Below are 17,408 nucleotides of genomic sequence, written 5' to 3'. Positions count from 1 at the left end.
TTGTAAGTTAAGTTATTTATTATCTATCTCATGTCATAATACAACATGATGAAATTTCTTATTAACAGACATTATAGTCTCAGCATGAACAAATGCATTATCTGAATATATTAAGATATATAATGTCATATAATAGATGAGTTTACAATTGCCATTTAATAAATTGAAAAATATGGAGTTTTTATTTTTACATTTATATTTTGTATTGCATAATTATTAAAGTAATAATATAGGTTAACATGCTAGTTCCTGTGAAATGTACATTTCATATTTATATTAGTCAGTATATTGAAAATACTGCTGTAATAGAATATTAATAGGTTTTTATAAACAGCATCTATTTCATATCAAAGGATTTAAAATGCATGACCATTCAGGTACTACCATTACATGTCATTAACCAAATCGCTGCTGGCGAAGTGGTTGCCAGTCCAGCGTCGGTGATAAAAGAACTAATCGAAAACAGCCTGGATGCTAAATCAACCCATATTGATATCAACGTCGAGAACAGCGGTTCTAAACTTATTCGTATTCGAGATAATGGTCAAGGAATTGCAAAAAATGAGTTAGTGCTAGCGTTATCGAATCATGCTACCAGTAAGATTTCTAATCTAGATGATCTTGATTATATCACTAGTATGGGGTTTAGAGGTGAAGCATTAGCTAGTATTAATTCAGTTTCACGTTTAACTTTAACTTCACGTACTGTTACACAAAACATAGGATGGCAAATATATATTACAGGCCATGATTTAATGATAACATTAAAACCAGTTTCGCATCCAGTAGGAACCACAGTAGAAGTGCAAGATTTATTTTATAATACTCCTGCACGACGTAAATTTATGCGTACTGAAAAAACAGAATTTATTTATATTGATGAAATAATCCGTTGTATTGCATTAGCTCATTTCCATGTAACTTTTATTGTGCGTCATAATCGAAAAATTGTGAGACAATACAAGGCAATAACTCAACATAGCCAATATCTAAGTAGGCTAACTAAATTGTGTAGCACAGCGTTTATCAAACAAGCCGTTAGCATTTCCTGGCAGCAGGATGATCTTAATATCAGAGGTTGGATAGCATATCCTACGAATAATTACTTATCTAAGATACAATATATTTATGTAAATCATCGTATAGTATTAAAAAATAAATTAGTTTATCATGCTATTCGGCAGGCCTGCCAAGAAAAAATACAAGGTATACAAAACAAGCCAGCCTTTATCTTATTTCTCCATATAAATCCTAAACAACTAGACATAAATATACATCCTGCTAAAAACGAAGTACGATTCCATCAGGAACGTATAGTACATGATTTTATTTATCAAGCAGTGCAAACTGTTCTTAGTAAAGTTAACATTCAAAATTTACTGGATAGTGAAGAAGATCATGTGATAAAAAATAGGACGATATCTAGATCTAGATGTAACTATCGTCCTCTTGAATATATTAACTCTGGCTCAACATCTCGGAGAGATGTTGGTATCTCCTTATGTCATACTAGTTTATTTAAATCTCAAAAAAATCCAATGGAACAGAATAAAATAGAACATAAGAATATTGATTCTTATCGATATATTATATTAAGAACAATTCAAGGTATATTGCATCCATTTTCTGATAAAAAAAAACAATATCATTGTTCTTGCACGAACTTTCAGGTTATATACAAGGATATTTTTTTGCCTTTAATGAAAGTTCAAAAATTATCAAAGGAGGTAAAATTAGTACAAAATAATGTTTTTACACAGTATAAATTAGTCAAATATTATAATCAATTGCCTGCTATTAATCAATTAATTAAGCTCTCTCATAAAAATTTTAATAGGAATACTCTGAGACAAATAAAATTTGTCAAGCCATTATCTGCCATTACTCTACGCAATTTTGTCCATGTGCTAATGTTAGTAAAACCTTGCTATGCATTATTAGAAGCAGATAATGCCTTAAATTTACTTTCGCTACCGGCTGCAGAACGTTATTTATTTGAACGTCAATGGACCACTAAGAACAATGTTCCTTACACACATTCGTTGAACATTCCGTTATGTATGACTTTATGTGAAAAGAAAATCCAAGTATTGAATCAATATCAGACATTTTTTCAGAAAATGGGTATTATTTTGTGTAGGTCTGTCCATCAGGTAACATTGAATGCAGTACCTTTTTTAATTCCTCAAGAAAATTTAAAAAATTTTATTCAAGAATTATTCAATTATTTGCATAATAAAAAATTGATGACAGAGTATCAAATAGCATCTTGGATTGCTTATTGGCGTCAGAATAAACCAATTTCATGGAACTATTCTATTATGATGCAATTAGTTTCTAAATTAGATCAACTTTATCCACAATGGAAAAACAATCCTCCCGATGGACTTGTAGTAACATTAAATTTAAAAGCTGCTATTAAAGCATTGAGCTATGACTAATATGATATTACAGCGTCAACCCAAAGTTATCTTTTTAATGGGACCTACAGCTACTGGAAAAACTTCTTTTGCAATAGCGCTACATCAACTTCTACCGGTAGAAATTATAAGCGTTGATTCTGCTTTGATCTATCGTGGTATGGATATTGGTACAGCTAAGCCTAGTATTAATGAGTTACTTCAAGCACCTCATCATCTTATAGATATCTGCGATCCAATAGAGCCGTATTCAGCAATGAATTTTCGATATGATGCACTTAAAGCAATAAAAATGATCATTCAAGCTAACCGTATACCACTACTAGTCGGTGGGACTATGTTCTATTTTAAAATATTACTCAATGGATTAGCTGTATTACCTCCAGCAAATTCTAAGATACGCGAAGATATTAGAAATGAAGCAAAAATCATAGGTTGGGCAGCATTGTACCAGAGATTACAACAAATTGATCTAATTTCAGCAAATCGTATTCATCCTAATGATGTACAGAGATTAATTCGAGCATTAGAAGTATTTTTGATTACAGGTAAAACTGTAACAGAATTAACGCGAATCTCTAATGCGCCTTTAGAGTATGAAATATACCAATTTGCTATTATGCCATTGAATTATTTATTGTTGCATGAACGAATAAAACAACGTTTTTATCAGATGTTAGCAATAGGTTTCGAAAATGAAGTTTATAGATTATTTACTAGAGGTGATTTGAGTAGTGACATGCCCTCTATGCGATGTATCGGATATCGACAAATGTGGTCATATCTTTCTGGTGAAATTAATTATGAAGACATGATTTCTCGTGGAATTTATGCAACAAAACAACTTGCTAAAAATCAGATGACATGGTTGCATACGTGGCGCAATCTTCATTGGCTTGATAATGAAAAATTTTCTGTAGCTATTAATAAAGTATTACAGGTTGTTAGTACATAAGTTAAATGATCGTGTACAATTGATAGCACTGAACATATTTGTATGATGATCATTTCATTTAAAACACACAGTGTGTATTGCACACAACAACATAATGAAAATAAGGAAGAGATAGAATGGCCAAAGGACAATCTTTACAAGATCCGTTTTTAAATACTCTACGTCGAGAACACATTCCTGTGTCTATTTATTTAGTGAATGGTATCAAACTGCAGGGCCAAATTGAATCTTTCGATCAATTTGTTATTTTGTTAAAAAATACAATCAACCAGATGGTGTATAAGCACGCTATTTCTACTGTCGTTCCATCTCGTCCTATATCACACTATAATAATCATACGAGTGGTATTTCAAGCAATTATCATCACGGGACTATACCTGTATCGCAGCAGGTTAAACGAGAAAACGATGAAGAAAAGTAACCACATATCTTGTTGATATCTATTTTAAAATGTTAAAATATTCAAAATACATTAATATAAGAGTGCCTTAAGAAATATAAGTGAGTCTCATTAATTGTAAGAGGATTTACATTTGTTTGATCGTCATCATATCGGAAACCGTGCTATATTGGTTCATATATTTTTTTCAAAAAATAAAGAGATGGAAGATTTGCAGGAATTTCAATCTCTAGTGTCTGCTGCTGGTGTAATTTCTTTACATATTATTATAGGAAACCGACAAACACCTAATCCTAAATATTTTATTGGCAATGGAAAAGCACAAGAGATTGCAGAAGCAGTGAAAAGTTATCAAGCGTCTCTAATCTTATTTAATCATAACTTATCGCCTGCACAAGAACGCAATCTTGAACGACTGTGCCAATCTCGTGTAATTGACCGTATTGGCTTGATTCTTGACATTTTTTCTCAACGTGCTCGTACTCATGAAGGTCAATTACAAGTTGAGTTAGCCCAATTACGTCATTCTTCTACTCGATTAGTCAAAGGTTGGACACATCTTGAACGACAGAGAGGTGGTATTGGATTACGAGGAGTCGGAGAAACACAGCTTGAAAGTGACCGTCGCTTATTGCGCAATAGAATGAATAACGTACTTTCTCGTTTAAAAAAAATCGTAACACGCAGAGAGCAGAGTCGACGTAGTCGAAAAGATATACCTACTATTGCACTAGTAGGATATACCAATACAGGTAAGTCAACTTTATTTAATCATCTGACACAGGCTAGTGTCTATACAGCTGACAAGATGTTTGCTACATTGGACCCGATGTTCCGACGTATTAATCTTAGAGATGTAGGAAATACGATTATGGTAGATACAGTAGGTTTCATTCGCCATTTACCTTATAATCTTATAGCAGCATTCAAAGCAACACTACAAGAAACCACACAAGCTAACTTACTATTACACATAGTTGATGCTACTGATCAGTATTTTGAAAATAATATTAATGCAGTGAATCAGATATTAACTGAAATACAAGCTGATAATATCCCAAGATTATTAATCATGAACAAAATTGATAAACATAATCAGTTATCTCCACGTATTGATCGTGATGAACAGAATCGTCCAGTTAAAATTTGGATTTCTGCCATAAAAGGAGAAGGGATATCACTTTTAATACAGGCTGTTACCGAATGTTTATCAAAAAATATTGTACGTTATGAACTTCATCTACCGCCTCAATCTGGTCGGCTGCGCAGTTATTTTTATCAGATTAAAGCAATAGAAAATGAATGGGTTGAACAAGATGGCAGTATTAGAATATTCGTTAAATTACCTGTTTCTTATTGGAATAGTCTGTGTAAAAAAGAAAAAAATTTAAGAACTTACCTCATTTAAGGATTGTAAGAAAGTTAAAATTTGTTGAAATAAAATACTTTTAAATACTCATGGAGCTAAAACATGGCGTGGAATCAACCCGGTAATAATGGAAATAAACTTGATCCGTGGAAAAGCAGCGATAATAATCGCAGTAATTCCAATGGAAATCATAATGGAAAAGATACAAAAAGCTTGTTTGATCTTAATAAGATTGTATACAGTATAAATAATAAATTAGGTAAGTTTAATAACAAATTTAATTATAGTGCATCGGGAAAAAATAATAGTTATATTAGTGTAATAATTGCAATAGTAGCAACAGCAGTAGTTACTTGGGCAAGTAATGGTTTTTATACCATTAAAGAAGCGGAGCGTGGTGTTGTTCTTCGTTTTGGTAAATTTGATCATCTTGTACATCCTGGTTTAAATTGGAGACCAGTATTTATCGATACAGTTACGGCAGTGAATGTAGAATCTGTACGGGAATTAGCGGCATCTGGTATAATGTTGACTGCTGATGAAAATGTAGTACGTGTTGAAATGAACGTACAATACCGTGTTACTAATCCTGAACGCTACTTATTTAGTGTCATTAATGCTGACGATAGTTTACGTCAAGCTACAGACAGTGCATTACGCGGTGTGATTGGTAAATATAGCATGGACCGAATATTAACTGAAGGTCGCACTGTAGTACGCAGCGATACTCAACATGTTCTGGAAGATACTATCCATCCATACAACATGGGAATTACTTTGCTGGACGTTAACTTTCAAGCGGCACGACCTCCGGAAGAAGTGAAAGCTGCATTCGATGATGCTATTGCTGCACGGGAAAATGAACAGCAGTACATTCGCGAAGCTGAAGCTTATGCTAATGAAGTACAACCTCGTGCTAACGGTCAAGCACAACGTATTTTAGAAGAAGGGCGCGCGTATAAAGCACGTACTGTTTTAAAAGCACAAGGAGAAGTGCAGCGTTTTGCTAAAGTTCTGCCAGAATATAAAGCTGCACCAGAAATAACTCGAGAACGTCTATATATCGATGCTATGGAGCATGTATTTAAAAATACACGTAAAATTCTAGTTAATGAAAAAGGTAATCACAATTTAATGATTTTACCATTGCATCAAATGTGGCATAATTCACAAACTAATCAAACTAAACACGATCAAAATAACGATACAATTAATTTAATTCGTCCACCTGCTGTGCAAAAAAACACTGTCACTAATACCATTCATCCGCCTACATCTGCTAATAATGATCATGCCATAGGAACAATAACAGATCCTAGATATATCACACGGCGTAATGACATTGCTCGTCAAAGGAGAGAATAACTAATGCGAAAATCTTTAATGCTTATCATAGTAACAGTACTAATGATTCTTTATGTATCTTTATTTGTAGTACAAGAAGGTCATCGTGGTATTGTCTTACGATTTGGAAAAGTTTTACGCGATAATAATAATAATCCATTGATCTATAATCCAGGATTACATATAAAAATACCGTTTATAGAAACAGTTAAAAATCTTGATGCGCGTATTCAAACGATGGAAAATCAAGCGGATCGGTTTGTAACTATGGAAAAAAAAGATCTTATCGTTGACTCATATATTAAATGGATTATTAGTGACTTTAGTCGTTACTATTTAGCGACAGGTGGTGGCGATGTTTCTCAAGCAGAAGTTTTACTAAAACGAAAATTTTCTGATCGGTTGCGTTCTGAACTTGGTCGATTAGATGTCAAAGGTATTGTCACTGATTCTCGTAATCAGCTTATGACTGATGTACGTCATGCTTTAAATTACGGTACTTCTGGTGATAATGAAGAATATCAAGTAATACAAACCAACAATACTATTTCTCCAGCTATTACACACATTGAACATGATACAAATACTATACAGCCAGTAGTAAATCCTAATAGTATGGCAACGTTAGGAATAAAAGTGGTAGATGTACGCATCAAGCAAATTAATCTTCCAACAGAAGTATCAGATGCCATTTATCAACGTATGCGCGCAGAGCGCGAAGCTGTTGCTCGTCGTCATCGTTCTCAAGGTCAAGAAGAGGCAGAAAAACTGCGTGCTTCGTCAGACTATAAAGCTACTCGTACATTAGCAGAAGCTGAACGTCAAGCATTAATTATGCGTGGTGAAGCAGATTCTGAAACTGCCAAGTTATATGCTAATGCATTTAATAAAGATCCAGCATTTTATGCTTTTATTCGAAGTCTTCGTGCTTACGAAAATAGTTTTAATAATAACAATGATATGATGATATTAGATCCAGAAAGTAATTTCTTTCGTTTTATGAAACTTCCAGAAAATACTGTGGGTAATCGTTAACCATAATAATTATATTATTCGTTGATTCAATAATTAAGCATATTATTTATACTCTTGATTTATTAAATAGAACGTCCGATAATTCATATTGTAATAGTGATACCATAACTTTGCTTGTATCTTGAAGAAGATCAATACTAAAATGGATAGCATGATGTAAAAAATGGTTGCATTTTATTAATTTAATTATCAGTCAGATTAGTGGCTATCAATAATGTCAATAGATATCATGTGATATAATGAAATGAAATTTGTTTAAATACGAAAACTATGCAACCGAGACAACACTCTCTAACTAAACATTAAACATTTAAAATTTAAATGTAATAAAACTTTTTTTAATAAACTAATTAAGTTTACAAGATGAGAAAAAACATCGTCATACTCGGTACCCAATGGGGTGATGAAGGAAAAGGTAAAGTTGTTGATTTATTAACTGAAGGTGCTAAGTATGCTATTCGCTATCAAGGTGGACATAATGCGGGTCATACGCTAGTCATCGATGGTGAAAAAACCGTTTTACATTTAATACCCTCTTCTATTTTACGTCAAGATGTTATTAGCATCATTGCTAATGGCGTAGTGCTATCACCAAAAGCGCTAATGGAAGATATCAGTAAACTGGAAGCACGTGGTATTTCAGTACGTGAGCGTATGTTTATTTCTGAATCATGCCCACTCATACTTGATTATCATGTGACCATGGATTTAGCACGCGAACAAGAACGTTTTAATAGAGCCATTGGTACAACTGGTTGTGGGATTGGACCAGCATATGAAGATAAAGTAGCCAGACGTGCACTACGTGTTAAAGATCTTTTAAATAAAAATCTTTTTATCGCTAAATTAAAAGAGGTTATAAATTATTATAACTTTCAATTTATACATTATTATAAGGTAAAAGCGATAGATTATCAAAAATTATTAGATAATATTTTACCAATTGCTGATATACTTAAAAATATGGCTGTTAATGTGTCTGATTTGTTAAATAATGCTCATGAACGTGGCGATCGAATGATCTTTGAAGGTGCACAAGGCACATTGCTTGACATTGATCACGGCACTTATCCCTACGTAACTTCGTCCAACACTACGATTGGTGCTGTTTCTACTGGTTCTGGTTTTAGTATACGTTATGTAGATTATATATTAGGTATTGTTAAAGCTTATTCTAGTCGTGTCGGTGCCGGTCCTTTTCTAACCGAATTACATAATGATATAGGTACTTTTTTATGCAAAAAAGGAAACGAATTTGGTTCAACTACTGGCCGTCGTCGTCGTATTGGTTGGCTTGACTTGGTAGCAATACGTTATGCTGTACAAATTAATTCTATTTCCGGATTATGCTTAACTAAAATTGACGTATTTGATGGTTTACAGGAAATAAAACTGTGTACTTCCTATCTTCTTCCTGGAAATTATACCATTAAAACTTTTTCGAATATAATGGATCACTGGAAAGATATTGAACCTATTTATGAAATATTACCAGGTTGGAAAGAAAGTACTCGTGGCATAAAGGAATTTAATCAACTTCCTAAATCGGCACGTTTCTTCATCAAACGTATCGAAGAAGTAGTGGGCATTTCAATTGATATTATCTCCACCGGTCCTGATCGCAATGAAACCATAATTGTACGAAATCCATTTGATACTTAGTAATGTTTCAAGGAACGAAAAAACAACATGAGCAGATGTTAATTTTTTTAATTTTATTTCATAAAGTAATCTAAATCAATACCTCAAATAATTTTATTAACTAACTTCATTTATCAATAGGTTATTATAGGCCCGTTAGAATGTCGAAAAATTATCTTTAAGTTTTTATTCACGTAAATGGGTAATTTAATGATTATGATTATAAAAATTTAGTTAGATATTGCAAAAAATTGCAGATTGTAAGAAGAGATTCAAATTTTTATAATTATCTAAATTAGCTGTTGTCTACCATAGGTACTAATAATTATTGAAGATGGCATCCATCTATGTTTATAAAACTAATATCATTTATCATTTTCAGTTACCATTTTACAAATTACGATAGGTGTACCTATATTGGAACAGCAGTCTGCTTTGACATTAGGAGGTAACCAATGTCAAAAGATCCTTTTTTAGAAAGAGAGACAAAAAAATATGCGTTCCCAGTTCCTAGTCGTGAATGTATTTTAGCACTTTTGTCCAAAACAGAAAAACCTATAAGCCGAAAAGAATTGGCTAAAGCACTAGACATTAGTGACAATAATAAATTAGAAGGTTTTCACCGCCGTCTTCGTGCCATGGAACGTGATGGACAGTTAGTATTTACCCGGCGACAACGCTACATGTTACCAGAACGCCTCGATTTAGGTCGAGGGATAGTAATCGGTCATCGTGATGGATATGGATTTCTACGTGTTGAAGACAAAAAAGATGACTATTATCTATCCATTGAGCAAATGAAGATGGTAATTCATGGCGATGTAGTTATGGCACATCTACAAAGTGCTGATCGTAAAGGTCGTCGTGAAGCACGTATTATACGAATCTTAGTACCTAAAATTAGTTCAATTGTCGGACGTTTCTTTACTGATTCTGGCAATTTCTTTATTGTACCCGAAGATAATCGGCTTAATTTTAAAATTCTAATTCCACCGGAAGAAACACGTGGAGCAAAAAAAGGATATATAGTAGTTGTAGAGTTAATTAAACGACAAACTCGCGATACTAAGGCCATTGGTAAAGTGATTGAAGTGCTTGGCAATGAAATGAATATTAAAATGGCAGTAGATATCGCATTGCGCACTCATAATGTGCCCTACGTTTGGTCTCAAGAAATTGAACGTGAACTTAATGCATTCAAAGACGAAATACCGGAATCAGCTAAATTAGGACGTGTTGATTTGCGTTCTTTACCGCTAATAACTATCGATGATGAAGATGCTTGCGATTTTGATGATGCTGTATATTGCGAAAAAAAACATGGCGGTGGTTGGAGATTATGGGTAGCAATTGCTGATGTAAGTTATTATGTACGCCCATCTACATTTTTAGATCAAGAAGCCAGTCGGCGTTCTACTTCTGTATATTTTCCTTCTCAAGTCATTCCTATGCTACCTGAAATTCTATCTAATGTTTTATGTTCATTGAATGCTCAGACAGATAGGCTTTGTATGATTTGTGAAATGAATGTATCAAAACAAGGTCGGCTTTTATCCTATAAATTCTATGAAGCAATGATGCACTCTCACGCTAGATTAACTTATAAAAAAGTATGGCAGATTTTGAAAGGCGATCAAAAACTTCGTGATCAATATGTATTATTAATTAATCCAATTATGCAATTACATAAAATGTATCAATCTCTTGAGCAGGCTAGACTACAACGTGGTGGTCTTTTATTTGAAACTGAAGAGGCAAAGTTTATCTTAAATGAAGATAGTAGTCGTATTGAACGAATCGACTCCACAAAGCGTAATGATGCTCATAAACTGATTGAAGAATGTATGATTTTAGCTAATATTGCTGCTGCGCGTTTTGTTGAAAAAAATAGAGAACCGATATTGTATAGGGTACATGACAGGCCTAGTATTGATTATGTCACATCCCTACGTGCTGTTCTAGGGAAATTAGGACTATCACTGGGTGGGGGACAACAACCAACGCCAAGAGATTATGCTGATATAATTGACGTAATTTCTGATCGTCCAGATTATGAAATGTTACAAACAATGTTACTTCGTTCAATGAAACAAGCAAGTTACGACTCTGAAAACCGTGGACATTTTGGTTTAGCATTACAATCATATGTCCATTTTACTTCGCCTATACGCCGCTATCCAGATCTCGTATTACATCGTACAATTAAATATCTTCTTAATCGTCAAAGCTGTACAATTAAAGGTTATTCTGATTTGACCAGTGGTTGGTACCACTATGAACTCGAAGACATACTAAGGCTTGCTCAGCAATGTTCGACAAATGAACGCCGTGCAGATGAAGTGACACGAAATGTATCGGATTGGTTAAAATGCGATTTTATTCAAGACCATATTGGTACAATATTTAATGGGGTAATTACTAATGTAACTGGATTTGGTTTCTTTGTGCGTCTTAATAAATTATTTATTGATGGTTTAGTGCACATTTCTTCTTTAGATAATGATTACTATAGATATGACAATGCATGTCATCAGTTAGTTGGAGAATATAGTGGTAGATTATACCAGCTTGGAGACATAGTTACAATCCGAGTTGAAGCAGTACATATGGATCAACGTAAAATTGATTTTTCATTAGTGTCTGTTAACTGAATCCACTCTACTTATAGTGGAATTAGAAAGTTTTTCAAGAAAAATTTTTGTAAAAGTAGTTAAGGAATAAATCAATTACATTGTAACAAAAATAATAATTAAATTATTAGTATTAATTTTTCTAAATCTGACTCTATCAAAAGATAGTCAAGTCTTCTAATGGAAGAAAGGAATAATTAGCCATCACAATAAAAGATCTGAATTTTTTCAATGTAGTAAATAAAATGGTAGTGATCTACATTGGATAATTTTTTATTTTGAATAAAAATTAAGATTGAGATTTATCAATATTAAAATAGAATGATATGATGAGTGAAATTGTTTATGGTTTTCATGCGGTAAAAACCCTATTAGAACGTTATCCTCAACGGATACTTGTTTTGTATTTACTTAAAAGTCGTTATGATTATCGTTTAAAAAATCTGATACAACAAGTAAACAACACTAAAATTACTATCCATTTTGCTAGTCGAAAATGGTTAGATAATAAGGTTAGTGGGGCTGTTCACCAAGGCGTTATCGCTAAAATCCAGATGAGTGTGCAATATCAGGAAAAAGATTTGTCAGTATTATTAACTAAACAAGATAAACCATTATTATTGGTACTAGATGGTGTGACTGATCCACATAATCTTGGAGCATGTTTACGCTGTGCTGATGCGGCTGGTGTGAATGCAGTAATTGTGCCTCGAAACCATTCGGCACCTTTGAATGCTACTGCTAAAAAAGTAGCCAGTGGCGCAGCAGAAACTGTACCATTAATTCAAGTTACTAACTTAGTTCGTACATTAAAAGTTCTTAAAGAACATAATATTTGGATTATTGGTACTGTTAGCAAGGCAGATCATTGTCTTTATCAAAGTAAATTAACTGGGCCATTAGCGTTAGTCATGGGTTCAGAAAATAAGGGAATACGTCATTTAACTCGTGTACATTGCCATGATTTTGTTAGTATTCCCATGGCTAATTCAATTCCTTTTCTTAATATTTCAGTTGCAGCTGGAATATGTTTATTCGAAGCGGTTCGGCAAAGGAATTTTTAATAAAAATTAAATTTTTCGTTCTAATATTTACTAGATATCAGAATAAGTAAATACTATTGACTGTCATCAATAATAGCTGGTTTATATCAATTTTTTAAATGTTATCATTTTTTGATTTTTTAAATAAGCTGTAGTATTTTCCAAAACATATAACAATTAAGATATTGTAGTCAATTAGTATTAAGTTAAGTAATGATGAATATTAAATATCATATTGATAATAGTAAATATGATTTATAACAAAATATCAATAAAAGAAAAGTATTCTTTCTTATATTTTAAAAGATATTATCTTAATTATTTCATTAAAATATATAAAATAAAAAGTCATTAAAAAATTCTATATTAACAATATTTTCCTGTCAGGATTCTTGAATTATTATAATCAAATTATTGTATTAATTTAATAGTATTTATTACACTTCATTTTAAAATGGTCTATAATAAACATTATACCAATATAATAGTTAATAACTTTAGAAATAATTTATCGAATCCTTGTATTTTGCTTGTTAGATTAGTAGAATCTGCCCATTGGTTTGCAATTTGTTATTTCATCACGTTCCTTGCTTCAAAACGGGTTTATAATAATATCCTGATGAAGCTAAGTCGTCAGGAGCAATTCTATGCGTCACTACGAAATTGTTTTTATGGTTCATCCCGATCAAAGCGAACAAGTTACTGGTATGATTGAACGTTATACTACACTAATCACTGGTTCAGGGGGCCAAACTCATCGTCTTGAAAATTTGGGACGTCGTCAACTTGCTTATCCTATAAATAAATTACATAAAGCTCACTATGTTTTAATGAATGTTGAAGCAGAACAGAGAATCATGGATGAGTTAGAAATGACTCTGCGTTTCAATGATGTCGTTATACGCAGTATGATTATACGTGTTAAACATGCAGTGATTGAAGCATCTCCAATGGTGAAGATCAAAGATGATCATCGAGAACATCGTGAAAATTATTCATCTGAAGAAAATGGAGCTTTTATTATTAAGAAGGAACTTAAAGAAGTAATAAATAATAACAGTTAACCGTCTGGTGTTGTCTGGCATGTATATAAAACGCCTATCTTTTATAAGGTTAGCCCTCATAGATTCCGCATTATCAGTTTTGACTGAACATCGTTCTGTACAGTATGACACTAATTTCTTACACTAGATATGGTACTATTACTAATAGTCATTATTGGTAAAAAATTAGTTGATCTTATTCATAGTATCATGGTTGTTACACATTATGATGCAGGATTTTTTAGCTATGATAAAAGCTTGAATGACTTTTATAAAGTAATATTATATGCAAAATCAAATTGATTTAACAGATTTTGGAGATTAATCAAATGACACGTTATTTTCGTCGTCGTAAGTTTTGTCGTTTCACTGTAGAAGGAATTGTTGAGATTGATTATAAAGATATTATTACACTTAAAAACTATATTACTGAAAGTGGTAAAATTGTTCCAAGTCGTATCACCGGTACCTGTGCAAAGTACCAACGCCAACTAGCCCGTGCAATAAAACGAGCTCGTTATCTTTCTTTATTACCATATACTGATCGCCATCAGTAATTAATTAGTAAATTTTTATTTTTTCAAAGGAGAAGGTGATGCAAATTATTTTACTTGATAAAATAACTAATCTAGGAGGATTGGGGGAAAAAGTTAATGTAAAACCAGGTTATGCGCGTAATTTTTTAATACCGAAAGGAAAAGCTGTTTTAGCCACTAAAAAAAATATAGAATATTTTGACATACGCCGTACTTCACTAGAGTTAAAACTTAATAAGATTAAAACCGAAGCTGAAGATCGAGCAGAAAAAATCAATGCATTACATAGCATTATAATTTCATCAAAAGCAGGTGATGAAGGTAAATTATTTGGTTCTATTGGTACTCGCGACATCGCTAAAGCTATCATAGCTGCTGGTATTAACGTGGATAGAAGAGAAGTGTATTTGCCCAATGGTGTTCTTCGTACTATTGGTAGTCATGATGTTCATATCAAAGTGCACAGTGAAATTAGAATTAATTTAAATGTAATTATAGTAGAAAAAGTATAACTTAATATATTTAAAATACTTTTTTCTTATGATAAAAAATCATTGGTGAATTGAAAATAATGAGATGTGTAAATCTCATGTTATGATTTCTATAATATTCAGAAATATGAAAAAGTGTTTATAACTAAACGTTATAACATTATATTTTTATTGTTTGTAACGTCATAGTATTTTACTAGATCACTGACAATTATTGTCTATGTATTATAAATATATATACAATATAATTTTTACATTTAGATTTGTCTTCAATATTATGAATATACAGTAGATTCAACCATGGTACATGTTGATGTTATTTGTTTTATTTTTAAAATATTTTAAATATTAAAATATATTTGAATTATCTTTATACATAAAATTACATGTATTTATGTTAAATGAAATTCTTGTTACGGATATTTGAACATCAAAATGTAACTAATGAAAGATCATATCATTACATGATTAGCTTTTTTATTAAAATATTAATTTACTATTTTTTAAAAAATATACTGTTTTAATGGAAATTAAAAAAATATTTGAACATTATAAAAGTTATACCGAACAACATATTCTTTTACTCACTATTTAAAAATAATATATACCTAAGTTTTAGACGCTAAATTAATTTAGCTCGAAAAATTTCATTTTATAAAGTTTTTAAGGAATCATTTAATGTATATTTATGACTTATTTTTGTATATGAAAACAGTTTTCTTTAATATGAGAAGAATTTTCAAAGTATTAGTATTTTAGTTCAATTCGTTATTATGTCAGTTACTTGTGACATGGATATTAACACAGTGATTAGAAAAAACTTTTTTATAAATTTCTTGTTGTCATGCTATTTTAAACTATCCATTTTAAATCATCTTGTAATTATAAGATATTTATCTTTTATTTGAATTTGTGATTCATGAACAATATTGGTCAATCATTCAATCAACATAATATTAAGTTACGGCCACTAGAACGTGAAGATCTACATTTTATCCATCAGCTTAATAACAACGAAATAATGATGCGTTATTGGTTTGAAGAACCCTATGAGGCCTACGTTGAGCTAAAAGATCTTTATCAAAAAAATATTCATAATATGAATGAGCGGCGTTTTATTATTGACAAGAATGGTATTAATATTGGATTAGTCGAATTAATAGATATAGATCATATACATCGTCGCGCTGAATTCACTATTTTAATAGTTCCTGAGCATCAAGGTAAAGGCTATGCTACTATAGCTACTCATTTAGCTCTCAATTTTGGCTTCATGGTATTAAATCTCCATAAGTTATATCTAATTGTTGATGAAGAAAATACTAAAGCTATTCACATTTACACTAAATTAGGCTTCAAGCAAGAAGGTATATTGCTACAGGAATTTTTTGTAAATGGACAATATAGAAATACATTAAGAATGTATTTATTTCAAAATGAGTATCAAAAGAATCGTACAACATCTTTAGATGAACTTTTTTAAAGATAAAGTGCTCAATATAAGTATAAATACATTGAGATTCTTATCATTGTCAGATAACAATTTATGTTATGCTTATAAAATAGTGTATTAAAATATATATCCTTTTTTGATCTTGTAATTACAGCAAGCCTATAGAATGTCAAATACTGAATAATTTTTATTCGATATATGAATAAATAACAAACCAGGTAGTAAAAGGCTTGCTTTATCTAATTTTTTCGTTTTTAATCAACAAAATAAAATCATATGATGCTCATGGAGCATAACTTATTTAAGTTGATTAAAACGCTTAGTTTTGAATAAAGTCTGTAATTAATATAATTACATCTAATGCTATTATGCATTAGGTATTAATTTAATAATATTAATATAACTAATCTTAAACATTATAACTAAAAAATCAAATTTAAATTTAATTCAAAATGGAATATCGTCATCAAAATCTGTTGGCGATGAATGAGAAGAAGCAATTGTAGTATTATTCTGACTTGATTGCGCTTCTGTTACATTATGTTCGTCGCTGCTGAATTTTACATTATTTCCTTGTGAAGCTTGTTGTTGGCTCCAATTATTACCTATACTTTGACGATTACCTAACATTTGCATGCTACCATTTAAAGTGACTATGACTTCAGTAATGTAGCGATCTTGACCGTTTTGATCTTGCCATTTTCGAGTTTGTAAGGTTCCTTCAATGTAAACTTGAGATCCTTTTTTTAAATATTCCTTTGTAACTTCAGCTAATCTTCCAAAAAGCACTACGCGATGCCATTCCGTTTTTTCTTTCGTTTCACCTGTTTGTTTATCTCGCCAACTTTCTGACGTAGCTAATGTAATATTGGCTACTGCATTACCATTTGGCATATATCGAATTTCAGGATCTTGACCTAAATTTCCAATTAAAATAACTTTGTTAATACCTCTATAACTCATGAAAAATACTCCTGATTAAATAAATGTTTAGATTCTAAAATTATGTGACTTTTATTTAAAAATAACCTAATAATAATACATATA

The 17,408-nt window shown here is 31.5% G+C and carries 14 protein-coding genes; 13 read left to right on the top strand and 1 reads right to left on the bottom strand.

The window, feature by feature from the left end; translation table 11 throughout:
- Nucleotides 1-365: 365 nt before the first annotated feature.
- From mutL to speG, 13 genes are all read left to right on the top strand, one after another.
- Entirely contained in the window at nt 366-2,441 is a 2,076-nt protein-coding gene (gene mutL, locus ACICP0_RS02520; RefSeq protein ID WP_395479738.1) for a DNA mismatch repair endonuclease MutL, read from the top strand.
- A complete protein-coding gene (miaA, locus tag ACICP0_RS02515) occupies nt 2,434-3,375 on the top strand; it encodes a tRNA (adenosine(37)-N6)-dimethylallyltransferase MiaA (protein WP_395479737.1) in 942 nt (313 codons plus the stop codon). Before mutL ends, miaA begins: the two co-directional genes overlap by 8 nt.
- Before the next feature lie 116 nt (nt 3,376-3,491).
- On the top strand, nt 3,492-3,797 hold the full coding sequence (gene hfq, locus ACICP0_RS02510) for an RNA chaperone Hfq (protein WP_395479736.1): 306 nt from the start codon (nt 3,492-3,494) through the stop codon (nt 3,795-3,797).
- Nucleotides 3,798-3,909: 112 nt separating this feature from the next.
- A complete protein-coding gene (gene hflX, locus ACICP0_RS02505; protein ID WP_395479734.1) occupies nt 3,910-5,184 on the top strand; it encodes a ribosome rescue GTPase HflX in 1,275 nt (424 codons plus the stop codon).
- Nucleotides 5,185-5,247: 63 nt separating this feature from the next.
- Nucleotides 5,248-6,510, top strand: a complete 1,263-nt coding sequence (hflK, locus tag ACICP0_RS02500) for an FtsH protease activity modulator HflK (protein WP_395479733.1) — start codon at nt 5,248-5,250, stop codon at nt 6,508-6,510.
- Between the two features lie 3 nt (nt 6,511-6,513).
- Entirely contained in the window at nt 6,514-7,524 is a 1,011-nt protein-coding gene (hflC, locus tag ACICP0_RS02495; protein WP_395479732.1) for a protease modulator HflC, read from the top strand.
- Between the two features lie 363 nt (nt 7,525-7,887).
- Nucleotides 7,888-9,186, top strand: coding sequence for an adenylosuccinate synthase (locus tag ACICP0_RS02490; protein WP_395479731.1), 1,299 nt, complete (start codon nt 7,888-7,890; stop codon nt 9,184-9,186).
- 434 nt (nt 9,187-9,620) lie between these two features.
- Nucleotides 9,621-11,816: a ribonuclease R gene (gene rnr, locus ACICP0_RS02485; protein ID WP_395479729.1), complete on the top strand. Its 2,196-nt coding sequence runs from the start codon at nt 9,621-9,623 to the stop codon at nt 11,814-11,816.
- Nucleotides 11,817-12,124: 308 nt separating this feature from the next.
- The gene (gene rlmB / locus ACICP0_RS02480; protein ID WP_395479728.1) at nt 12,125-12,859 is read left to right on the top strand and encodes a 23S rRNA (guanosine(2251)-2'-O)-methyltransferase RlmB; all 735 of its coding nucleotides are present in this window, start codon (nt 12,125-12,127) and stop codon (nt 12,857-12,859) included.
- A 626-nt stretch (nt 12,860-13,485) separates the two neighbouring features.
- Nucleotides 13,486-13,902: a 30S ribosomal protein S6 gene (gene rpsF, locus ACICP0_RS02475; RefSeq protein WP_395479727.1), complete on the top strand. Its 417-nt coding sequence runs from the start codon at nt 13,486-13,488 to the stop codon at nt 13,900-13,902.
- A 308-nt stretch (nt 13,903-14,210) separates the two neighbouring features.
- Nucleotides 14,211-14,438 carry a 30S ribosomal protein S18 gene (rpsR, locus tag ACICP0_RS02470; protein WP_395479726.1) on the top strand — a complete coding sequence of 76 codons (228 nt, stop codon included), beginning with the start codon at nt 14,211-14,213 and terminating at the stop codon, nt 14,436-14,438.
- 38 nt (nt 14,439-14,476) lie between these two features.
- Complete coding sequence (rplI, locus tag ACICP0_RS02465; RefSeq protein WP_395479725.1) at nt 14,477-14,929, top strand: 50S ribosomal protein L9; 453 nt, start codon at nt 14,477-14,479, stop codon at nt 14,927-14,929.
- Nucleotides 14,930-15,827: 898 nt separating this feature from the next.
- A complete protein-coding gene (gene speG, locus ACICP0_RS02460) occupies nt 15,828-16,391 on the top strand; it encodes a spermidine N1-acetyltransferase (RefSeq protein WP_395479724.1) in 564 nt (187 codons plus the stop codon).
- A 417-nt stretch (nt 16,392-16,808) separates the two neighbouring features.
- On the opposite strand, the gene ACICP0_RS02455 is transcribed toward speG, so the two are convergent.
- Nucleotides 16,809-17,324: a single-stranded DNA-binding protein gene (locus ACICP0_RS02455; protein WP_395479723.1), complete on the bottom strand. Its 516-nt coding sequence runs from the start codon at nt 17,322-17,324 to the stop codon at nt 16,809-16,811.
- Between the last annotated feature and the right edge of the window lie 84 nt (nt 17,325-17,408).

It is taken from the genome of Candidatus Curculioniphilus buchneri endosymbiont of Curculio glandium, assembly GCF_964275155.1.
GTDB classification, from domain to species: domain Bacteria; phylum Pseudomonadota; class Gammaproteobacteria; order Enterobacterales; family Enterobacteriaceae; genus Curculioniphilus; species Curculioniphilus buchneri.
This window is presented reverse-complemented; position numbering and strand designations above follow the sequence as displayed.